Origin of the sequence: Vibrio sp. SALL6, from assembly GCF_002002385.1 — a bacterium.
GTDB classification, from domain to species: Bacteria; Pseudomonadota; Gammaproteobacteria; order Enterobacterales; family Vibrionaceae; genus Vibrio; species Vibrio parahaemolyticus.
In genome coordinates, this window is sequence record NZ_MQVK01000006.1 from 414,888 (window position 1) to 436,367 (window position 21,480).

At 46.2% G+C, this 21,480-nt stretch carries 18 protein-coding genes; 7 read left to right on the forward strand and 11 right to left on the reverse strand.

Features of this window, described 5'->3' with window-relative positions:
• Nucleotides 1-61: 61 nt before the first annotated feature.
• Nucleotides 62-2,422, forward strand: coding sequence for a Lon protease family protein (locus BIW15_RS03820; RefSeq protein WP_005462897.1), 2,361 nt, complete (start codon nucleotides 62-64; stop codon nucleotides 2,420-2,422).
• A gap of 234 nt (nucleotides 2,423-2,656) precedes the next feature.
• Nucleotides 2,657-4,285, forward strand: coding sequence for a methyl-accepting chemotaxis protein (locus tag BIW15_RS03825; protein WP_005478090.1), 1,629 nt, complete (start codon nucleotides 2,657-2,659; stop codon nucleotides 4,283-4,285).
• Between the two features lie 123 nt (nucleotides 4,286-4,408).
• Here the strand turns inward: BIW15_RS03825 and BIW15_RS03830 are convergent, their stop codons facing one another.
• Nucleotides 4,409-5,143: a flagellar brake protein gene (locus BIW15_RS03830; protein ID WP_005462902.1), complete on the reverse strand. Its 735-nt coding sequence runs from the start codon at nucleotides 5,141-5,143 to the stop codon at nucleotides 4,409-4,411.
• A 150-nt stretch (nucleotides 5,144-5,293) separates the two neighbouring features.
• Here BIW15_RS03830 and BIW15_RS03835 point away from each other — a divergent pair, with 150 nt between their 5' ends.
• On the forward strand, nucleotides 5,294-5,569 hold the full coding sequence (locus BIW15_RS03835) for a GNAT family N-acetyltransferase (RefSeq protein ID WP_029852705.1): 276 nt from the start codon (nucleotides 5,294-5,296) through the stop codon (nucleotides 5,567-5,569).
• Nucleotides 5,570-5,571: 2 nt separating this feature from the next.
• Nucleotides 5,572-6,546, forward strand: a complete 975-nt coding sequence (locus BIW15_RS03840) for a phosphotransferase (RefSeq protein WP_179115219.1) — start codon at nucleotides 5,572-5,574, stop codon at nucleotides 6,544-6,546.
• Between the two features lie 39 nt (nucleotides 6,547-6,585).
• Here the strand turns inward: BIW15_RS03840 and BIW15_RS03845 are convergent, their stop codons facing one another.
• Nucleotides 6,586-7,086: a GNAT family N-acetyltransferase gene (locus tag BIW15_RS03845; protein ID WP_029839046.1), complete on the reverse strand. Its 501-nt coding sequence runs from the start codon at nucleotides 7,084-7,086 to the stop codon at nucleotides 6,586-6,588.
• A gap of 395 nt (nucleotides 7,087-7,481) precedes the next feature.
• On the opposite strand from BIW15_RS03845, the gene napG reads away from it, so the two are divergent.
• The 3 genes from napG (at nucleotide 7,482) to BIW15_RS03860 (ending at nucleotide 10,491) form a co-directional block, all read left to right on the forward strand.
• Entirely contained in the window at nucleotides 7,482-8,252 is a 771-nt protein-coding gene (gene napG / locus BIW15_RS03850; RefSeq protein ID WP_005462912.1) for a ferredoxin-type protein NapG, read from the forward strand.
• Nucleotides 8,252-9,106 carry a quinol dehydrogenase ferredoxin subunit NapH gene (gene napH, locus BIW15_RS03855; RefSeq protein ID WP_025541390.1) on the forward strand — a complete coding sequence of 285 codons (855 nt, stop codon included), beginning with the start codon at nucleotides 8,252-8,254 and terminating at the stop codon, nucleotides 9,104-9,106. Before napG ends, napH begins: the two co-directional genes overlap by 1 nt.
• Nucleotides 9,107-9,309: 203 nt before the next feature.
• Complete coding sequence (locus tag BIW15_RS03860; RefSeq protein ID WP_025541388.1) at nucleotides 9,310-10,491, forward strand: MFS transporter; 1,182 nt, start codon at nucleotides 9,310-9,312, stop codon at nucleotides 10,489-10,491.
• A gap of 81 nt (nucleotides 10,492-10,572) precedes the next feature.
• On the opposite strand, the gene BIW15_RS03865 is transcribed toward BIW15_RS03860, so the two are convergent.
• The 9 genes from BIW15_RS03865 to deoD form a co-directional block, all read right to left on the reverse strand.
• A complete protein-coding gene (locus BIW15_RS03865; protein WP_005394899.1) occupies nucleotides 10,573-11,412 on the reverse strand; it encodes an energy-coupling factor transporter transmembrane protein EcfT in 840 nt (279 codons plus the stop codon).
• Nucleotides 11,409-13,148 carry an ABC transporter ATP-binding protein gene (locus BIW15_RS03870; protein ID WP_077280601.1) on the reverse strand — a complete coding sequence of 580 codons (1,740 nt, stop codon included), beginning with the start codon at nucleotides 13,146-13,148 and terminating at the stop codon, nucleotides 11,409-11,411. Before BIW15_RS03870 ends, BIW15_RS03865 begins: the two co-directional genes overlap by 4 nt.
• Before the next feature lie 6 nt (nucleotides 13,149-13,154).
• Nucleotides 13,155-13,703, reverse strand: coding sequence for an ECF-type riboflavin transporter substrate-binding protein (locus tag BIW15_RS03875; RefSeq protein WP_005375133.1), 549 nt, complete (start codon nucleotides 13,701-13,703; stop codon nucleotides 13,155-13,157).
• A gap of 337 nt (nucleotides 13,704-14,040) precedes the next feature.
• Nucleotides 14,041-15,171 (reverse strand): HlyD family secretion protein, encoded by a 1,131-nt coding sequence (locus tag BIW15_RS03880; protein ID WP_005478401.1) that lies wholly within the window; start codon nucleotides 15,169-15,171, stop codon nucleotides 14,041-14,043.
• Nucleotides 15,171-15,551 (reverse strand): DUF3302 domain-containing protein, encoded by a 381-nt coding sequence (locus BIW15_RS03885; RefSeq protein ID WP_005478107.1) that lies wholly within the window; start codon nucleotides 15,549-15,551, stop codon nucleotides 15,171-15,173. The genes BIW15_RS03880 and BIW15_RS03885 overlap by 1 nt, the downstream gene beginning before the upstream one ends.
• Nucleotides 15,552-15,796: 245 nt before the next feature.
• Nucleotides 15,797-17,380, reverse strand: a complete 1,584-nt coding sequence (locus tag BIW15_RS03890; protein ID WP_005485863.1) for a GGDEF domain-containing protein — start codon at nucleotides 17,378-17,380, stop codon at nucleotides 15,797-15,799.
• Nucleotides 17,364-18,848 carry a hypothetical protein gene (locus tag BIW15_RS03895; RefSeq protein WP_025507558.1) on the reverse strand — a complete coding sequence of 495 codons (1,485 nt, stop codon included), beginning with the start codon at nucleotides 18,846-18,848 and terminating at the stop codon, nucleotides 17,364-17,366. Before BIW15_RS03895 ends, BIW15_RS03890 begins: the two co-directional genes overlap by 17 nt.
• 163 nt (nucleotides 18,849-19,011) lie before the next feature.
• Complete coding sequence (locus BIW15_RS03900; RefSeq protein WP_077280602.1) at nucleotides 19,012-20,481, reverse strand: lactate dehydrogenase; 1,470 nt, start codon at nucleotides 20,479-20,481, stop codon at nucleotides 19,012-19,014.
• Nucleotides 20,482-20,549: 68 nt separating this feature from the next.
• A complete protein-coding gene (deoD, locus tag BIW15_RS03905; RefSeq protein WP_005462930.1) occupies nucleotides 20,550-21,260 on the reverse strand; it encodes a purine-nucleoside phosphorylase in 711 nt (236 codons plus the stop codon).
• Between the last annotated feature and the right edge of the window lie 220 nt (nucleotides 21,261-21,480).

Genomic DNA, 21,480 nt, shown 5'->3' on the forward strand with positions numbered 1-21,480 from the left:
CTTAAAATTAAACAAATAATCTCTACACTCAAGTTACGACAATAAGAAAAAGGAAGCGGATATGGCAATACTAAGATTGGAACCTCAACAGCTATATTCTGTAGCGGATCTAGAGAATATGCCATGTAAGTCGACCAAGGAACTGCCTCCTATTGACGAAATCGTGGGACAAGAGCGTGCGCAAAAAGCGGTCGAGTTTGCGATGTCAATTAAGGAAAAAGGGTACAACATTTACGCCATCGGTCAGAACGGGCTAGGTAAGCGCACGATGATTCTGCGCTATTTGAATCGTCACCAGCATGACGCCGATGCGTTATTTGACTGGTGTTACGTCGCGAATTTTGAAGATACACGCACGCCTAAAGTGTTAAAGCTCCCTTGTGGAATCGGTAACAAACTGCGTGTTGATATTGAAGCCTTAATGGGGAAATTGCTTAATGCGCTGCCATTAGCTTTTGATAACGAAATGTACTTTAGCCGTGCTGATCGTTTGAAAAACCAGTTGGCAAACAAACAGCAAAATGAATTGGACCGCATTAGCCGTGAAGCAAAAGAGCACGGCATCAGCCTGACGATCACATCGCAAGGCGATTATCAATTTGTCGCCATGAATGGCGATGAGTTGCACACTGAAGAATCTTTTGATGCCTTGAGCAAAAAAGAGCAAGAACAGTTTAGTGACAGCATTGACGCGTTAGAGGTGAGTTTACGTTCCATGGTGCGTGAACTGACCGAGTGGGAGGATACCTACAGCGACAAAATCAAAAAGCTGAATGATGAAGTTACGCTCGATGTGATTACTCACTTCATTAAAAAGCTCAAAGTGGATTATTCGGAATACTCCGAAATCAAAACCTATTTGACGGAGTTGCAAAAAGATATCGTTGAAAACGCGGATATTTTCCTCGATCAAAGTGGTGAACAAGGTGAGATTGCTGCTGCGTCTTTAGATAAAAAGTTGCCTCGTCGCTACAAAGTGAACGTGTTAGTGAGTCGTAACAACAGCGATTTCCCAATCGTGGTGGAAGAGAACCCAAATTACCACTCACTGTTTGGCTCGATTGAAACTGCGACATTCAAAGGGACAGTCTTTACCGACTTCTCACTGATCCGAGCAGGTAGTTTGCACAAAGCCAACGGCGGCGTTCTGTTGATGGACGCGCAAAAAGTGTTGGAGCAGCCGTATGTCTGGGATGGCTTAAAACGTGCGCTGCGCTCTCGCCAACTAAGCTTTACGTCATTAGAAAAAGAGGTGACGTTGACGGGGGCGGTTTCATTAGATCCTGAACCGATCCCGCTTGATATCAAAATCATCTTGTTTGGTGATTACCGAACTTACCAATTACTCCAACATTACGATCCAGAGTTCAGCGAGTTGTTCCGTGTGACGGCAGATTTCGAAGACGAAATGAAACGTACGCCGGAGTCTGAGCTGCATTACGCGCGCTTTATCTCTAGCGTGGTACATGACAACAATATGCTGCATTGCGATCGCAAAGCCATTGCTCGAATCATCGAATACAGCTCACGTTTGTCTGGCGACCAATCCAAGCTATCTCTGCATTCGGCTAATATCGCCAACTTGCTTCGAGAGTCAAACTACGTGGCTCGCCAAGCAAACTCAAACATGATCCGCATTGGCCACGTCGAAGAGGCGATGAAAAATCAGGAGATGCGCGTCAGCCGTTTGCGAGACAGCGTGATGGAGACGTTCTTAAACGGCACTACGTTGATTCTCACTGAGGGTTCGGCGATAGGGCAAGTGAACGCGTTGTCGGTGTTGAGTACCAGCGATTATATGTTTGGTGCGCCTAACCGTATCACTGCCACGACATGCTACGGCGATGGCGACGTTATCGATATTGAACGCAGCGTCGATCTTGGCGGCAGTATCCATTCAAAAGGTGTGATGATCCTATCGGCTTATCTGTCTTCCGTATTCGGCAAAACGGCGCGAGTGCCACTCACGACGACGATTACCTTTGAGCAATCATACGGCGGTGTCGACGGAGACAGCGCGAGCATGGCGGAGTTTTGCGCGGTCGTTTCGGCTTTTTCTAAACAACCAAATCGACAAGATATCGCGATCACGGGGTCAATGAACCAATTTGGTGAAGCGCAGCCGATTGGTGGCGTAAACGAAAAAATCGAAGGTTTCTATGACGTGTGTGTGATCAAAGGTCGTCACTCCGGACAGGGCGTGATCATTCCTCGTTCGAATGTTCATAACTTGATGCTACGCGCTGACATCGTGAAAGCGGTAGAAAAAGGGGAGTTTCATATTTGGGCAATTGACCACGTGACTGAAGCCATTGAACTGTTCACCGGCAAGGTGGCAGGTGAGCCGACGGACGAAGGTTCTTACCCGATTGATACGATTTTTGGCCTTGCTCAAGCGAAGCTCAATTCGCTGAGAAAGTAAGCGATATTTGCTCTGGATGTGAATAAATATCATCACAATTAATCACAACTTGTAATAACGACAATATCCCGACACTAGTGTCGGGATATTGTCAATAACAGATTGAAAATGGGGACTTTTTGTACTAGACAAAAGTGTGATCGACCTCTAATATTCGCCACTTGTTTATTCGTCCGGGAACAATCCCGTCGCATGGAAGCAAGTAGGCATCACGCATATAACTGAGGTCCAGTCATGCAGCTATCACTGAAAAACTTGTCAGTACGAACCCAAATTTTGGTTCCGGTATTATTTACCGCTATTGTTTTGTTTATTGCTCTGTGGATTACTAAAAACAATCTTCAAGCGGAGCAAGACGTTATTGCTTCTAACCAAGAGTCTTTGGTTTTCCATAAAGACACTTTGGCGCGTATCGACGATCAAATTTACCCATTGCGCATTAGCGCGGTTTACGCAATTTACGATGCTTCTCGTCGTGAAACTTTTCTAAATGAGCTAAAAGCAGGCTTGAAACAAGTTGAAGCGGATCTAAGTGCAATCGAAGCGCGCAACCTGTTTCGTGAAGATGCGATTGAAGTGCGTAAAGCGATTGAAGCGTATGTGCAGTACTCACAGCGCTCTGTAGCGTTTTTCAACCAATACGATCAAGGTCTGAAATCAGACAACGAATACCGTGCATTTATTTCTGAGTACCGCCGTGTTGGTAATGAAATGGTGCAAGGCATCAACACTTTGTCTAAACACGTGAACGATCAAGCGGTTGAATCAACAGCAAAAAGTAACGCACAAAACGAGCGTGTTCAAACCAATGCGATGCTGACGGTTCTTGCTGTGTTTGTGTTCTCGCTAATTGGTGCTTGGTTCCTATCTGGCATGATTGTTACACCAATCCAAAAGCTGCAACGTGTGATGCGCGAACTGGCGGCTGGTAACCTTTCTGTTCGTGCGGATGTCGAAGGCGACAATGAGATTGCTCAGCTAAGCAAAGACGTCAACCAAACCGCGTCTCAACTTTACAGCATCGTTGATCAGTTAACTCGAATCAGCGAAGAAGTGGCGTCTGCATCGACAGAACTTGCTGCAGTAATGACGCAAGCAGAAGCGAACGCTCAACAAGAATTGGCAGAAATCGAACAAGTTGCTTCTGCGGTAAATGAGCTAGCAAGCACTGCAAACAACGTAAGTGACAATGCGACCTCTGCTGATGCAACAGCACGCGAAGCGGACGGTCTAGCGCAATCTGGTTTGGCTATCTTCCAAGAAAGTGCAGACGCAAGTGCGCAAATGTCTCAAGCATTGAACGATGCCGCGCAAGTTGTACTGCGTCTAAAAGAGCAATCAGTACAGATCAACGATGTTATCGAAGTGATTCGCGGTGTATCTGAACAAACGAACTTGTTGGCGTTGAACGCAGCGATTGAAGCTGCACGTGCTGGTGAATCTGGTCGTGGTTTTGCGGTAGTAGCGGATGAAGTTCGTATGCTAGCGGCGCGTACTCAAGATTCAACGCAAGAAATCTCAACAATCATTGAAGAGCTACAAGCGCAATCTGGCCTTGCGAACGACAGCATGCAAGTTAGCCTGGAAATGTTAACTCGTAACAACGAGCTGACTCAGCAAGCGAACGATGCGTTGATCGGTATTACAGAATCTGTTGCGAACATCAACGATTCAAACACGCAAGTAGCGACAGCTGCGGAAGAGCAATCTCAAGTCACTCAAGACATCAACCGCAACGTGGTTAACATGTCTGAACTTGTGAACCAAAATGTAGCGGGCATCAGCCAAAGCGCAAGCGCAAGTAGCGAGCTATCACTACTGGCTGAAAAGCAAAAAGAACAGTTGAGCTTCTTTAAGCTGTAAGCTTTTGCTTTACGTTTTTAAATATGGTCTCAGCAAAAAGGCACCCTCGGGTGCCTTTTTAATGCTCGTTTTTCAAGAACGAATACGTACTCTAGCAACTTCGTGGCTCTAGGCCGTTCGAATTTATTTTAACTTCAGCTTGGTGCCGTCGAATTTGAGATGGCTCAGCAGACTCTTGGCGTTAGTCTTGCCTACCTCATCAAACTCCATTCCGTAGCGGGCATAGTGAGTCGATTTTTGCAGGTTGCAAATACGACCATTCAGTGGCGCTAACAGGCGACCATCACTCGGCATGGTGAGGTCTAGAGTGATACGGTCGCCAACTTGTAAAGGTCGGCTCATTGGCGATGTCACAAAACGACAGCCGCTGCGAGACAGGTCTCTGATCTCACACTCACTTCGATATTCATCCAAGCGGACTCGCGCTTTCAAATTCACCTCATAACGCACTTCTTTACGAAGTTGGAATACCTGCATTGTATTAGGAAGGCTAAGCACTAAAATGGGATAAGGGTCGCCCAAGCGATGTTGAAGCTGAGCCCTAAAAGGGATGACGGCGCCTTCGCCACGATGAGAATACGCTTTTACGTTTATCCAAAAGCCTTCTTGAAAATAGAATTTCAAATCTTCATCGGAAATATTCGGAACTTCGATCAATGCCGTATTGTTAGAGTGGCAGCCGACAAACGTGCTGGTGGTGATGAACTTCGTTCCAACAGGCGTGGTCACATTGAGAGTGACTTCACTACCATGCTCGACCATCGCCATTGCATCGGTGCTGTTTAATGTGGTGGCCTGACGTTCTGGTGCTCTCTTACTCTGCAGAGGTAGATTGCCGTCTCTGGCACTGGTTATCATATTTCTCATTCTTATTGTCGTACCTGATTTGAGAAGAGGTGACTGCTATGAAATTTAGCACTAAACGACTGGGTGTCTTTGCGTGGTAATGATTTTATTCAGTGATATAGTTTGATTCAATAAATCCGTAACAAAATTAGAGAAGAAGATATGCATAAAGTGATTCACGACACTGAAAGTGGCCTCTTTTTGGTTGATTTAGAGCAAGACTTCAAAGCAAAAGTGGTCTACGAGTTGAAAAATGATGTGATGCACATAACATCGACGGTCGTACCAGAAGAGCTGCGAGGCAAAGGTTATGGCAAAGTAATGATGGAAGCGGTACTCCCAGAAATTGAAGCTCTGGGTTATAAAATAGAACCGGTTTGCCCGTATGTGGCGCATTACATCAACCGTAACCAAGCTTGGTCACATCTTCTTGCTTGAGTATGAATGACCACCACCTTTTGTATCAAAATATCAGCCAGGATCTTGATCTCGGTGCATTGCTGTCGAGTGAAGTAATCCAGTCACTTTGGGGCGGTTACGGAGAATTGGTTCGGCTGATATTCGCTAAACGTTCTGTCATTGTAAAACACGTCAAATTGCCTAAACTTTCTGAACACCCTAGAGGCTGGAATACAGACCGTTCTCACCAAAGAAAGCTGCACTCTTATCAGGTTGAAGTCAGTTGGTACGCGCATTTTTCCGGAGTCATGAACTCGCGCTGTCGAGTACCACAAGGCTTAAAAACGTTCCAGTCGGAGAATGAATGGCTCATTGTGATGGAAGATCTCGCCGAGGCGGGTTTTCCAAAAATCATCACCGATGCAAAGCTAGAACATCTACGAGCCTGCCTTGCTTGGTTAGCGAACTTTCATGCGCGCTACATCGGTGTTTGCTCGGATAAGCTGTGGCATACCGGCACGTATTGGCACTTGGCAACCAGACCCGATGAGCTTGAGGCATTGCAAGACACCGAGCTAAAAAATGCCGCTCAATTGATTGATCAAACGCTTTCGCACGCTAAGTTCAAGACGCTTGTACACGGTGATGCCAAATTGGCGAACTTCTGTTTTGAGCAAGATGAATTGAGCGTTGCTGCGGTCGACTTTCAATACGTCGGACATGGCTGTGCGATGAAAGATGTGGCACTGTTTATGAGTAGCGCCGTCAAGCCAGAGCGTTGTGCAGGAATGGAAGTTTGGGTCTTGGATACGTATTTCGCTCAGTTGCAACAGGCGTTAATGGTTTATCAGCCGAATCTCGACCCCGATGAAGTCGAGCGTGAATGGCGTCCTTTGTTTGCGGTTGCGTGGGCTGACTTTCAGCGCTTTGTGAAAGGTTGGAGTCCTGACCACTGGAAGATCAATCCCTACACAGAAGCATTGACTCGCAGAGCGTTGGCTTATTTACGAAAGTGAGTCGAAGAGAAAAGCCTCCAACTAGTAGGAGGCTTTTCTTTATTTTTTACTTGGTCTGATACGTGCCATGTAATAGGTATTGATGAACTCGCCATCTCGGAATGAGGCATCAATCGCCTCTCCTTCAATTTTAAAACCATGCTTTTTGTACAGGCCAATCGCGGCCTCGTTGTCGGCATTCACTTCTAACTGAATGCGTCTTACATTCAACCAGTTATCCGCCAACTCGGTGATGGTTTCAATCAACTTACTTCCCACGCCTAGGCCGTGAAACTGATCGTGAACGCCAATACCAAACGCGGCCGTGTGCGCCGTTCTTGGGCGCTGCGAGTGATGAAAGCCAATGTTACCCACTACTTTACCATCGATTTCAGCGACGTAGCTGTAAACACCAGCGGGCATATTTGACAATCGTTCTACCCACATTGCGAGCGAAGGTTTTGGGAGTTGCAGGGTTTCACGTTGTGCTTTTGGTTGTGAATAGATTTCTACGAGTGCCGCTGCGTCTTCAACGGTCGTTGGACGTACGATAATTTCCATGCTTCTCTCCTTCGCTTTTTAGTATTAATTTTCAATCTAACCACAGTTCTTTATTTTGGATAGTATTTTTTGATGTTTGAGAGATAAACACCTTTTAAATTAGGTTGTTATAGGGATGTTTTTCTAAATTTTAGTAGTCATTTATCTTCGAATTTAGCAAATAGATTGCAAAGGTGTTGAATTATTGTACTGAAAATGGCGTGCACGGCAGAGTATCGTGGTGAATTTCATGTTGGAGGAAATAAATGGAATTATTCAAACTGTGACGGCGGCACTGTACATCAGTTGACCTGAATCAATTGAGGGTGGAGTTACCTCTTATGAGGTATGGGGAAGAGGTACGTTTAGCGTTATTTATGCTTAACTTGATAAAGGAGTTTCGTTGAGGAAATAGCATGAAATCCTCTCAGTCTAAAACATCGCAAAGTCGGCGCCGATTTTTGCGTGATACTGTCCGAACTGCGGCAGGCGTTGGCGCAGCGGCGTGTGTGTTGGGCTTACAATCGCTGCAAAGCCAAGCTCGAGAAACCAAAGGTGTGCCTATTCGCCCACCCGGTGCTTTGCCAGAAGGCGATTTCGAATCAGCCTGTATTCGATGTGGCTTGTGCGTTCAAGCATGCCCTTACGACACATTGAAACTCGCGACATTACTTTCTCCTGTAGCCACTGGTTCTCCTTACTTTACTGCGCGCGATATTCCCTGCGAAATGTGCGAAGACATTCCTTGTGTGGTGGCTTGCCCGAGTGGGGCGCTGGATCCGACGTTAACCGATATTGATGATGCTCGAATGGGTACAGCGGTTCTTATTGACCATGAAACTTGCCTTAACTGGCAAGGGCTACGATGCGACGTTTGCTATCGCGTTTGCCCGCTGATTGATGAAGCCATCACATTAGAGATGGTTCATAACGACCGAACTGGCTATCACGCCAAACTTATCCCTACAGTGAATTCAGAAGTGTGTACTGGGTGCGGTAAGTGCGAACAAGCGTGCGTGTTGGATGTCGCTGCTATTAAAGTTGTCCCGACGGATCTGGCGAAAGGCAAAGTGGGCAGCCATTACAATTTTGGTTGGAAAGAGATCGACAAACCACTCGAAAATATCCTCCCCAGTGAGACGCCTGTACCGGAAGGTGCGCTTGAGTCACTAAAAGGAGGTAAGTAATGGCAAAGAACTTAGCTCAAAATGCTGGCAAAGAGGCGATTGAAAAGCTTGGTTGGTGGCGCGCGCATCGGTTTCTGGTTTTACGTCGGCTATGTCAGCTCACCATCATTGCGCTGTTTATGGCTGGGCCGACATTAGGGGTTCTAACCGGTAACCTCTCATCGAGTATGTTGCTCGATACGGTCCCTTTAAGTGACCCGTTAATAGTGCTTCAAGCTTTGGCGACAGGCCATATTCCGGAGTTCAATGCGTTGTTAGGCGTAGTGATTGTTGTGGTGTTCTACGCGATTTTAGCACCGCGCGCATTTTGTGCTTGGGTATGCCCGTTGAACATCGTGACGGACTTAGCGGCGTGGCTGCGCCGAAAGTTCAACATTAAAGCGAGCTATCGTTGGTCTCCTGCTATTCGCTATTGGCTGATCCCAGTTTTGATGTTGGGCAGCGCGCTGTCTGGCGCGATTCTTTGGACATGGTTAGATCCAGTAGCGGCACTGCATCGTGGATTGGTGTTTGGTATGGGCGCAGGTTGGGTGCTGATCGCACTGGTGTTCGTACTGGACTTACTCTTGGTTGAGCATGGGTGGTGTGGGCACTTATGTCCACTGGGAGCTACCTATGGCGTGATAGGCCGAAAAAGCCTGTTGCGCGTTACCGCTGTTCGCCGCGAGGATTGCACGAAATGCATGGACTGCTTTTATGTTTGCCCAGAACCAGAAGTGCTTCGGCAGCCTTTGAAAGAAGGAGATCGTCGAGTTATGGATCAAAACTGCATAAGTTGTGGCCGCTGTTTGGATGTTTGTCCAGAACATGTGTTTGAATTCAAAAATCGCCTTAATGTGAAAAACATCGACTAAGTCGATAAGTCACTCATCAACCTTTTTCTTGCCTTTTACACATCGCGCTCACTTTCATCATTGGGCGCGATGTTTTCTGTATTGGTCATATCCTCAGTGCACTTAGAATCGCAACAGTGCGTATGTGACCATAAATAATAATGATATTGCGAATTTGTTACATTTAAAGCTATGATGATGACTTCATATCTAAAGGATGCATCATGAATACCTCTTCTCACGGCTGGAGAACGCCGCAAAATTTCCTTCTGTTGATCTCGATTATTGTGCCCATTGCCTTTTCTACCTGGATGGCTTTGCTGAATAACTTTGTTATTGAAAAAGCGAACTTTGATGGGGCGGACATTGGCTTGTTACAAAGTGTGCGTGAAATACCGGGCTTTTTAGCCTTTACCGCCGTGTTTGTGTTGTTGTTTATCCGCGAACAACGATTCATGTTGGTGTCTTTAGCGATGCTAACACTTGGTACAGCATTAACAGGTTACTTTCCCACTTTGTACGGTTTACTTTTTACGACCTTGTTGATGTCCACTGGTTTTCACTACTTTGAAACATTGAAGCAGTCCCTGTCTTTGCAATGGCTATCGAAAGAAGAAGCGCCAGAAATGCTAGGCAAGTTTATCTCGGTCGGCGCGCTGGCTTCTCTGTTTACCTACGGCGCGATTTGGATTTTTCTAGAGCAGCTTAAATTTGATTTCAAAACCGTGTATTTGTTGGCGGGTGGCGTTGGCTTTGTGTTGATCATCGTGATGGCACTGGCGTTTCCTCAGTTCAAAACAGCTGTGCCACAAAATAAGAAACTCGTACTGCGTAAACGCTACTGGTTGTATTACGCGCTCACTTTTATGAGTGGTGCGCGTCGACAGATTTTCACTGTATTTGCGGGCTTCCTGATGGTAGAGAAGTTTGGCTATTCTGCAGCAGACATTACCTTACTGTTTTTGATCAACTACCTGTTTAACTTTTTATTTGCCAAGCGCATTGGCCGTTTTATCGGTGTTGTCGGTGAGCGTAAGGCATTAACGTTTGAATACGTCGGTTTGATTTTCGTCTTTGTGGGATATGGTCTGGTGCAAACGGCGGAATGGGCTGCAGCGCTGTATGTTGTCGACCACTTGTTCTTTGCGCTTGCCTTGGCGATTAAAACGTACTTCCAGAAGATTGCTGATCCGGCCGATATGGCGTCGACCGCTGGCGTTGCGTTTACCATCAACCACATCGCAGCGGTGGTAATTCCCGTTACATTCGGGATGATTTGGTTGGTGTCGCCTTCTAGCGTTTTCTACATCGGAGCGGGTATGGCCGCCGTTAGCTTGTTGTTGTCACTCAATATTCCAGCGAAGCCGGAAGAGGGGAACGAAACGCGATTGTTGAGGTGGAGTTAGTGCTCACTACTCAAAAGACTAAGCCATAATCTGGATAGAAAAATGGGATGCATCGCATCCCATTTTTATGATTATCTCGCGTTAAAACGGATACCAGAACAGTTGTGTGTCCATCACACGCTTGCTGATAGCAGCAATCACTATCACCGCAATCCCCGCCATGCAGATCATATCGGCTTTGGTCAGGGGTTTTAGGCTGTACCAGGTGCGAGATGAGTGACGGCCGAAGCCACGCAACGTCATCGCGTTTGAGATTTGGTCGGCTCTGTCCAAACTAGAGAAAATCAGAGGGCCAAGAATCTTCGCCACGTTCTTCATACGAGTGAACAACGGAGCCTTCTTACTCAGTTCTACTCCGCGTGCTTGTTGCGCGTGCATGATGTTAACAAAGTCCTTTTTCACTTCCGGCAAGTAGCGCAGCGTTAAGCTCACGGCATAGGCGATTTTGTAAGGCACACCTAAGCGGTTCAAGCTGGCTGAAAACTCCGTCGGGTGAGTGGTAAATACAAACACCAACGCGATTGGGAACATGCTGAAGTATTTCAATGTCACTGTTACTAAGTAAAACAACGTCTCTTGAGTGAGCGAGTAATTACCGGGTAACGAGAGTAAAACCGTTGATGAGCCCATGAACTCAGTACCTTGTTGCGGCGCTAACGCGAACATAAACAGGGCATTGATCAGCAATACCGTGCCTGTACCCAGTAAAAGCGGTTTGTAGACATGAAATGGCACTTTGGTCATTTTCAATAAGCCTAAACCAAGCACGATCAACAGCGCGATGATTCGCAAGTCAAATGTGGTCAACACCACCGTCACCCAAGCAATGAAAAGCAAGAACTTAGTAATGCCATTCAACTTGTGAAGTGGCGATTGGGTATCGATGTAGTTGATACCAAACTTCATCTTATTGTCTTTCATGCCACTGCTTTCTCTGGTTGGTTTACTTCGCCGCTTTTTTGTTGGCGGTGCGCTTTTTCGACATTGATAAAATGCTGCATAAAGCCATTGGTGTCTTCGATACCAACTTTCGTAGCCAAATCAAACAGACTTGTTGTGGTGAGGTTTGCTTGGTCTAGTAGCTCTGGACTGCTGAATACCTGCGTCATTGGTGCATCCGCGACTAATTTACTGTCTGCAATCACGATAGAGCGCGTGGTGTATTCCAGCACTAAATGCATGTCATGAGAGATGATCATCACGGTTACGCCCAACTCGCGATTGAGCTTTTCGATGAAACTCAGCATAGATGTGTAGTTCCGGTAGTCCTGACCTGCCGTCGGTTCATCAAGGATCAGAAGCTCTGGTTCCAAGACCAAAATTGACGCAATGGTTACGCGTTTTTTCTGGCCGTAGCTCAATGCTTCGATTGGCCAGTGACGGTATTTGCTTAAACCGCACAGTTCAAGGACTTCAAGTACTTTAGCTTCGATTTGTTTCTCTTCAACGCCACGATTACGGAGGCCGAAGGCCACTTCGTCGAAAATCATGTGATGGGAAATCATGTGATTCGGGTTTTGCATCACCACGCCCACTTTCTGGCTGCGCTCGAAAATGGTCAGTTCGTTTAGATCTTGACCATTCAAGCTCATTGAGCCGCTATCCGCTTCAATAACGCCCATAATCAGTTTGGTGATGGTCGATTTACCCGAGCCATTTTTGCCAAGTACAGAGACAAACTCGCCACGCTTGATGTCAAAACTCACGTCTTCTAGCGCGTTTTTATCACCGTCGTAAGAATAGGTGAGGCCACGGACTTCAAGCAAAGTCTCGGCTGGCGTTTTAGGTGGTTGTGCTGTTGAACCATCAAACCATGCTTGTACTGCTGGTTTATATTGCTCCAACGGTAAGGTAGTTAAGCTAGAAGGTTTTGCATCACCCTCAATCGCGCAGCCTGCTTCTTTCAGAGCCGAAATATAAAGCGGTTCGCGGATGCCGTAATCTTCTAGCAGAGGCGACGCTAAAATTTCATCTGGCGTTGTATCGGCAATGATTTCGCCGCTTTCCATCAAGATAATACGGTCAACTGAGCGATGCAGAACGTCCTCAAGACGATGCTCAATGATTACGATGCTTTTGCCCGTTTCGCGGTGTAGATCATCGATGATCTCGATGGTTTTTTTACCCGTTTTAGGGTCAAGCGCAGCTAGTGGTTCATCAAACAAAAGGATATCGACGTCATCGACGAGAATGCCCGCCAAAGAAACACGCTGTTTCTGCCCGCCAGATAAATCGTGGGGAGAGCGATCTAACATCTGTTCCAAGTCGACCATTTTGGCCGTGGCTTTGACCAATGGGTACATGTCGATGTTAGAAGTTAGCTGGTTTTCCAGCGCAAATGCGATGTCTTCGCCAATGCTCAAGCCGACAAATTGGCTGTCCGTATCTTGCAGTACGGTGCCAACTTGCTCAGTGTATTGGTGCATGTCGAAAGGGGCGGTGTCTTGACCATTGATGGTCAATGTTCCACTGGTTTCCCCTTTGATTGCGTGTGGGATCAGTCCGTTAAGACATTGCCCAAGGGTAGATTTACCACTACCACTTGGACCAATAATGACGATTTTCTCTCCTTTCTCTATCCTTAGATTGATATTTTTTAGCGTCGGTTTGTCCAGCGACTCATATCTAAAAGAGAAGTTAGAAAATTCGATTGTCATTCGACATTAAGCCTCTGTTAAGTTACGGCTTTGCTTGTTACGTTTAGCGACAGACTTAAGAATGAAGAAGCCAACAATAGCAATAAGAATGGTGTTACCGATCGCGATAATAGAAAGCTGGGTAAACACTTTAGTGAACGGTTCTGCGTACAAAATCGTGTCGAGGAATGCAGAGCAACCGTAACCAAATACGTTGCCTAATAGTGCAAGTACCACGAATAACGCGAAGTCTTTCATATTGAAATCACCTTTCTCCAAACGGTAGCGCGTTAGAGAAGGGAATAGACCGATAATCAAACCAACAATACCTGAACCAAGTACCCAAGTGAGCCATACGCCCCAACCTGCAAATAGGTCGGTGACCCAGTGGCCAATAAAACCAACCAAAAAGCCAACAAGTGGGCCAAATAGTACTGAGAACAATGCTAATACTGCCATTGCTGGTTTTAGCGTTGTGTTTGCAAACACAGGGATGCCAAACATAGGTAAGCCACCGATGCCGTAAAGAGCGGCACCAATTGCAATAACCACAACGGTTTTAGCGGAAAGATTCATAGATAACCTCAGTTCAATTGTCGATTTTAAAGAACGTTCATTTATATTGTTGGAAAGCATTGGTTATTTGATTGTGTAACATATATCCAAAACAACCAAGCTGCTTATTGTTTGCTCTATTTTTCTTCAGGAAATGTGTGATTTGATTCACGTATCCCTTTGACTGGCTTTGTTTTTTAGCAAGCATTAAAAATAAGGCGCGCATTATACAGAATATTGATAAAAGTGGGAATGCTATCTGTCTGGATGGCTAGAATGAAATCGGAGGCTGATTGTCAGCCCCCGATTACACTTTTTGATGCTATTTTCATCGATAAATGAATGAGCTAGCAGTTCATTAATGGTCTAGGTACAAATAGTTCTGCCAGCTCTTCATGCGAATAAGCACTTTGCGCATTACTGATACGTGAGTAAAGCTGTCTGAGTAAACTGCGACTTCAACCGCAGTACCCATTGGCAGGTGGTATTCGCTCAAATCGTCCGTGATTTTTAGCTTCGCAAATACACGTCCGCTCGTGCGCAAGGCATCGGTACCTAGTAGAGCACCTCTGGCTTGAATTTGACTTTCACCAATGGCCGGAATCACGTCAATGACTTCGCCACGGAACACTTTGCCCGGAATTGCGCGGAACATAAATTCAGCTTCAAAGCCCGGCTTCAAACGTTGTAGCGAGTTTTGTCTGAACGCAGCGGTGTACGTAATGTCTTCGGTATGCACGAAGGTCATTGCAGGAGCAAGCGGTAACGGCACAGCCATCACACCAGGACGCAAAGCCAATTGCGTAACGTAACCATCGGTTGGCGCACGAACGATAGTTTGTTCTAGGTTAAACTCTGCTTTACGCAGCTCTGCGAGAAGTTGCGCGACTTGAGTGTTTTCACCACCAATTTCAGAGTCCAGAGCGATTTGCGCTTGTTCTTGTTGCAAAATCGCAACGTCTAGCATGGCTTCTGCCGCTTTATACGCTTGGCGTCGAGTATCTAAATCTTGTTCAGTAAACGCGCCGCGATCAAAGCCTCTTTGATATCGGCTAAACTCTCTTTGCGCTTTATCTCTATCTGCTTGTGCTTTTAAAACCGCAGCTTCTGCTTCTCTTAGATCAGACTCTAAACCCAACGCGCCTTGGCTTGCTTCTTTGACTTTCGCTTCAAGGCGAGCGACTTCCGCTTCAAAAGGCACAGGGTCGATTTTGAAAAGAATATCGCCGGTTTTGAGCGGTTGGTTCGCTTGAACTGGCACTTCCACAACGCGGCCACGTACACCAGAGACGATAGGCGTAGTTGGGAACACTTGGTTACCTAACTGAGTAAATGGGTGGTTGTAGTTCATAAGTAGCACAAGTGTGCCCACCAAAACTACGCCACCAAGTACAGCTGTCGGGACCGTCCATTTGTTTAGAGGAATATTGAAGATTTTAAAAATGGCGATACAAAGAGCTGCGTAAGTCAGAATCAGCAATAAATCCATTATTCGTCCTCTTTACTTTGTTCAGTCAAAGGCTTTTGCTGAATCTTTTGTTGTTTCAACATCGATACTTCGTTTTTGAGTTCGTTGACTTCGTCGATGAGTTCTTCAAGACGGTGATGAATGTCGTGTGTTTCTTGCTCAAGTTGTTTGAAACCCCAACCACGCTCTTTGCGCCACAATGTTGCCCATATCCAAAGGAATGGCCAAAGTGCGTGCAGTGTGAACAGGCTGACCCAACCTGCGTAGTGAATTGCGTCTTGGTGCGGGTGTTCACGCTCTTTAGCAATTTCATACGGGATGTCATGGATAACAATGATTCCGTAGAAGATAACTAAAGCAACGAAGATGAGTAACCCAAGTGCAAAATAGTCTAGAAACATCTTACTTACCTGTGCTTGTTGCGAATTGGAAAAACTTACGTAAATTAACGGTTTAAGTATTTGTCTTAACTATAGATGAATCAAGCGCTTTTTATGTGCGAATTATGTTTATGCGATATCAGTACGTACTGATAGTTGTAGGCAAGTTTGGCGAGATTGAGTACAGATTTAAACAAAAAGTGAATAGATTCGGGTAGGGCTGATAAAAAACATGATAAAGCCCCAGATTTCAACTGGGGCGTGGCTTAAAGTTCGGTACAGACTTGGTTTCGGCCATTGGCTTTGGCACGATACAAGGCTTTATCGGCGCGGTAGAAGGTGCGCTGAGTGTTTTCCCCTTCGCGATGGAGTGTAATACCGATGGAAACGGTTAGGCCGCGTTCGCCAAGAATGTCTCTCCATGCATATTTAAAAATACGCTCGCGGTAGTTTTCAGCGTGCATTTCTGCGCGTTCCAATTGGCTGTTCTCAAGAATTACAAGGAACTCTTCACCACCAAATCGCACGCACGATGCACCTTTAAATTTGAAGTAGGCTGCCAGCTCCTGTGACACACTTTTGATCGCTTTGTCACCCACCAAATGGCTCAGTTCGTCATTGATGGATTTGAAGTGATCGATGTCGATGACCATCAATGCGAATGGAGTGTCGTGCAGCAACATGTCTTTCAGTTTTACCTCTAACCAGCGGCGGTTGTGCAACGAGGTAAGGGGATCGGTAAAAACGTCTTGTTGTAACTGAGCTACGGTATTTTTGTGTTGTTTGGTCGTCTCTTTAAGCTCTTTGTTTTCAATCTCAGACAGAATGAGCTTTAACTGCAATTCAAAGCGAGACAATCGACGCAGTTGAGCCGCGCCCAATTCGCTGATTGGGATGTGTTTTATTAAGTCTGATTCAATACGAAAAGCGCGTTTCTCACAGCTTAAAGCTTGCTGAAACTGCCCTTGTGACGCACTGACTTTGCTCATTGCGTTGTAAAAACGTTTCGCCAGAATTGGCGAAGAATGCTTTTTAATTCGCTTCCCAATGGACTCCAACAGCAAATTAGCCAACGAAGTGTGGCCAACACCATTCAAGCAATACGCCGTTTCAATTTTGACCATGGTTGAGAGCCAATAGGTGGTCGCACTTCCTGTGGTGTACTTAATGCTGGATATGGAAAGCAGCGCTTCGGAATACTCTTCTTGCAGACGATGCAATTTAGCGCGATACAAATGCGTTTGAGCGGCGAGGTTTTTGTCGCTTACTAGGATGCTGAGCTCTTCACATTCACCCAATAATTCGCTGGCTTCGGCCACGCGTTTTAGACTGATGTAACAGGCGAGCATATACAGTTTGTAACGCAAACGAAGTGAGCGACTGCTGATGGCATGATCAATCGCGTCGATCTTTTGGTAGTAACGTAGAGCACGGTTGTGATCGCCATAAGCATCGCATAAGTTGCCCATACCAATGATCGCTAAAACGTATTCGTCGATAAAACCGTATTCCACTGCGATGTTGGTGGAAGCGATGTACTCGGTGAGGGCCGAGTTGTAATCACCAACTTCAACTAAGCGTTCGCTTAAACTTGCTTTGACCGACAGTATATCTTCGACATCCTCAGGTAATGAGAGCAGTTCTAATGCTTGTCTAAGCTCTTCGATACTGTCACAAAGCTGTTTGATTTCGCGGCGGTATTCTGCGCTGATAACTAGGCAGTGTGCTTTTTCACGGCTGGTGGACGCAATGTGTCGACCGATATGTTCCCAAAGCGTGATGGCTTCTTCCCCAGAAACAGAAGAAGGATCGATGCCTGCGTCAGTGACTTTGCTAAGCAGTAGTTCCATTCTTCATTACCTCAATATAGCTTTCTTCCAACTGCTCTAAAGTAAATGGGAAAGTCAGGATGTCTTGTAAATACAATGTCGGTTTTGGCCCTTTGAGGCCACGTCGTTCCCATGGATAAATGTCTAACATGGCATGCACGGTTCGGTAGAGCTCTTCTGCGGCTTGATCTTTTTCGGCAATCAACATAGCGAGTCGATCGCTAGATAGGCGTGAAATGAGATCGCTTGGCGTCGTTAATGAGTGAACCAGTTCAGTACACGCATCGAGAAACGCAGGATTGGAGTGGCGAATCATGATCACGGCATGGTTTGAGCGTTTAAGCTCAGTCTTAAACAGAACCAGTTGTTCCCACCAGTACGTTTCGGAAACGACGTTAGAAAACTGCTTTTCGGGATCGTATTCATGTTGAGAGCGAATACGATTGATGAGCTTGCGAGCACGTTGTTCTAGCTGGCGTTTTGAGCCGCGTGCTTTATCCATGCTGACACGATTGGTCTGCTCTTTGAGCATTTTCAGTGCATGTTTGCGGTATTTTTTAAACGCATTAAATGCCGCTTCGAAATCGCCTTGCTCTTCAGCAACGCGAGATTGCTGAAAACAGATCTGACTTAGCAGTTCGCCGTTATCGAAATTAAGCGCGGATTCTTCTGCGGCAAGCAACAACTCGGCTGCGCTGTCCGTGTTTCTACGCAGTAGCTCTAGTCTTGCTCGACTGATGAAAGAGTGTGCTTTCATCCACGTTAGATCGTGCTCAATGGCCAGCTTGTGCGCTTTTTGGGTTGCTTCTTCTGCAGCGTCTAGGCGTTCTAAGCCAAGGAGTGCCAAGCCTTTAAAGTCCCAAATTTCGGCTTGCCAAGTGCTGTCTTCATGGTCTTTGAGCACTTCTGTTGCGCCATCAAGTACCGTTAGCATCTCAATAAAGTTGTTGAGGAGGTAGTAGTCCCAAGCCAGCAGAATGCGAGCTTTACCTTCTAGCCATGCAATTCGGACGTTGTTTGCCACTTTAACTGCAAGCTCATGAGTCGATGCGGCAAGTTTGTGTTCGTTGGTGATGCGCCAAACATTGCCAAGACCAATCAGGGATTCAATCTGAATCTCAATGTCATCGACCAAAGCCGATTGCTCCAGGGCATTAATCCAATATTGCTGCGCCGAGTAATATTTGGCTTGTCCCCAGTATTGAAGGGCGAAGATATGCAGAATTTCTGGAAGGTGATCGTCAGTGTCCAGTTGGATTTGCTTATTGTAGGCGTCTTTGATGAATTTCAGCCCTTGGCGATATTCCATCAAACACCAACAACTGTGCGCCATGACGAGTAACGCTTTGATTTCTCCGTCAATAAACAGTATTTGTTCCGCGCGAATGCGGCACTGCTCGGCGAGGCGAAGAGTGCGTTCAGGGTGCGTTTTCACTTGCCCTTTGAGGGAGTTAAGCTCGTCTTCTAGCTGAATTTGGGTTTTATCCAACGTTCACATCCATGACTATCGAACTGGAATTTACACCTAAATAATAAGTGGTTAGATGCGTACTTCATTACGAGTGCAGCATGAAAGCCACATCATAAAATATCAGGTGCCGTAATGTATACCGTCACTGCCCCTAATTACCACATCTAAATGAGTTAAATAGTTACGATAGGAGCTGCTTAATGGTTAGAGGTGCGTCAGTGACTTCTAGCCTTTGTGCGGCAGTAAGACCTTGTTTGTCCTGATAGCACAAATTATGCCAAGCTCTGAATATATCTAAAAGAGGTAAAATTCCGGCAGGTCGCAATTTGCGACGTGGCTCGTTAATGAAACTTTCGAACAACAGCTGGAAGCGATTTTGATAGAACTGCACATGGCGAGTTGTTGCAACGTTAAACCACTTTTCTGGTTCATTTTTATCGCCAGCAAGGTAGCAAATGCCTTTGTGGTTTTCGCCTTGACTGGAGATCGCCCAGCGATCGCGCCACCAACTCATGTAGGCAATATCCACTTTGCCAAACGGAGCGGTCATGTCCCAGCCAGCGTCTTCTTCTACATACATCAGATCGACGTTTTTCTCTTGAATACGAGACAAACAAACGCTCAACGCTGCGGAGCGGAGCAGGGGATCTTGTGGCATGTAAATCGAAACCCGCTTGTTAGGGCAACACATATCAAGTACATGCAAATAGTGCGCGTACGAGGTGTAAGGAGGACGAACTAACGCGCCTTTCGATGGGTAATGAAATACCGATAAGTTACCGAGCGGATCTTCGACGTTACCACGAGCCAAAATCGTTTGGTATTTTTGGTCAATACGCTCTCTAAGGTGATTAGAAGGTTCCGCTGGTGGCTCACTTGCTTCCGCTGTGTACTCTTGAGAGACAAAACGAGAAACTTCGTCGTACGGGTTGTGATCCAGCGTCGCGATAGGTTCTTCATCCGAAGAGTAGTTCACGTGTTGGCAAAGAATGTAGCCCGAGTGCGCTTCACCAGACACAATCCAGTACACTCCATTATTGCTGTGTGGCTGCAAGGCAATGTAGCTGGAAGCCAACTCGTAGTGACTGGCGTGATTAACCCAACGAGCATCAATGGTCGCGAGCTTACGACGACAACGACTGGCGATGTGGTCAACGTGATCATAAAACGTTTTTGGGTTGATGCTGAGTTTGCGGCAAATTTCGCGCACGGAATAACCGGTGAACAAAAGGCCCATCAGGTTTTCTTGAAACTGCAGCTTTTTATTGGCGCCAGACCATTTATCGACAAAAGTGCTTTGGCACGCTTTACAACGGTAACGTTGACGATCGCCACTGTAACCGAATGCGTGATAGAGGTGTTTATGAGTGTGGACAGAGAGTCCGAAGTTGTCACACGCGTCGTTGCGACAAGCAGGTAACCCGTCACTGTGGACGTGTCGGAGGCGATGAAGTTCGTTCACGACATCGCGGTTGTTAAGTAAGGGGGGGAAAGCTCCACATTCACGGCATACCATCGCCGGACGCTTAGGGTTCGCATGTTGCAGAACGTAACGCTTTGCATCACTCAATCCAAAGTTGTCACACGCCAATGTTTTACAAAAGTTGAGTTGTAACCCATCTGCGTCTTTTGGCAGTTCGCCGTTAGACACAATCGCCCCCTCGGGATAATTCGGGCAGCCAGTCAGGCACTGGCTGCAAATTATTACTTAATAACTTCTTAGATGTTGATTGCTGTTTCAAGAGCAACTTTCATCATGTCGTTGAACGACTTTTGGCGCTCTTCTGAGCTTAGTTTTTCGCCACGGATGATGTGGTCAGAAACCGTTAGGATAGTTAGAGCTTTCGCGCCTAGGTCTGCAGCTACGCCGTAGATACCTGCCGCTTCCATGTCTACACCTAGGATACCTAGTTTTTCCATCTTCTCGAAGATGTCTGCTTCTGGTGTGTAGAACAGGTCTGCAGAAAATACGTTACCTACTTTCACTGGCACTTCTTGAGCGCGAGCTTGCTTAACCGCTTCTTCTAGAAGGCTGAAGTCAGCGATTGCAGCGAAATCGTGGTTGTTGAAACGGATACGGTTAACTTTTGAGTCTGTAGAAGCACCCATACCGATAACAACGTCCATTAGGTTAACGTCGTCACGTACCGCGCCACAGCTACCTACACGGATAACGTTTTTCACGCCGTATTCAGCGATTAGCTCGTGTACGTAGATACAGCATGAAGGGATACCCATACCGTGACCCATTACAGACACTTTTTTACCTTTGTAAGTGCCAGTAAAGCCGAACATGTTGCGAACGTCACAAACTTGCTTCACATCTTCAAGGAAAGTTTCTGCAATGTATTTAGCACGCAAAGGGTCGCCTGGCATTAGAACTGTTTCAGCGAAATCACCTGGTTGTGCGTTGATGTGTGGGGTTGCCATAAGTGCTCTCCAAAGTTTTGTTCTGATAAAACGCATCTATTATAGGATGCTATTACCAATTCTGTTGAACTTGTTCGTTTTCGTTGAGGCAATAATATCGGGACGTACAGTGATCCCTTGAGAGGTTAGTCACAAAAACCACCCTTTTCGAAACTAACCAAGCTATTGATAACTAAATCTGTTGAAAGCAAAAAGGCAATCGATTTGCTTTTGAGCGATT

Coding starts and splice junctions, on each gene's coding strand:
- BIW15_RS03820 (WP_005462897.1), top strand. CDS start 62: ATGGCAATACTAAGATTGGAACCTCAACAGCTATATTCTGTAGCGGAT.
- BIW15_RS03825 (WP_005478090.1), top strand. CDS start 2,657: ATGCAGCTATCACTGAAAAACTTGTCAGTACGAACCCAAATTTTGGTT.
- BIW15_RS03830 (WP_005462902.1), bottom strand. CDS start 5,143: ATGATAACCAGTGCCAGAGACGGCAATCTACCTCTGCAGAGTAAGAGA.
- BIW15_RS03835 (WP_029852705.1), top strand. CDS start 5,294: ATGCATAAAGTGATTCACGACACTGAAAGTGGCCTCTTTTTGGTTGAT.
- BIW15_RS03840 (WP_179115219.1), top strand. CDS start 5,572: ATGAATGACCACCACCTTTTGTATCAAAATATCAGCCAGGATCTTGAT.
- BIW15_RS03845 (WP_029839046.1), bottom strand. CDS start 7,086: ATGGAAATTATCGTACGTCCAACGACCGTTGAAGACGCAGCGGCACTC.
- napG (WP_005462912.1), top strand. CDS start 7,482: ATGAAATCCTCTCAGTCTAAAACATCGCAAAGTCGGCGCCGATTTTTG.
- napH (WP_025541390.1), top strand. CDS start 8,252: ATGGCAAAGAACTTAGCTCAAAATGCTGGCAAAGAGGCGATTGAAAAG.
- BIW15_RS03860 (WP_025541388.1), top strand. CDS start 9,310: ATGAATACCTCTTCTCACGGCTGGAGAACGCCGCAAAATTTCCTTCTG.
- BIW15_RS03865 (WP_005394899.1), bottom strand. CDS start 11,412: ATGAAAGACAATAAGATGAAGTTTGGTATCAACTACATCGATACCCAA.
- BIW15_RS03870 (WP_077280601.1), bottom strand. CDS start 13,148: ATGACAATCGAATTTTCTAACTTCTCTTTTAGATATGAGTCGCTGGAC.
- BIW15_RS03875 (WP_005375133.1), bottom strand. CDS start 13,703: ATGAATCTTTCCGCTAAAACCGTTGTGGTTATTGCAATTGGTGCCGCT.
- BIW15_RS03880 (WP_005478401.1), bottom strand. CDS start 15,171: ATGGATTTATTGCTGATTCTGACTTACGCAGCTCTTTGTATCGCCATT.
- BIW15_RS03885 (WP_005478107.1), bottom strand. CDS start 15,551: ATGTTTCTAGACTATTTTGCACTTGGGTTACTCATCTTCGTTGCTTTA.
- BIW15_RS03890 (WP_005485863.1), bottom strand. CDS start 17,380: ATGGAACTACTGCTTAGCAAAGTCACTGACGCAGGCATCGATCCTTCT.
- deoD (WP_005462930.1), bottom strand. CDS start 21,260: ATGGCAACCCCACACATCAACGCACAACCAGGTGATTTCGCTGAAACA.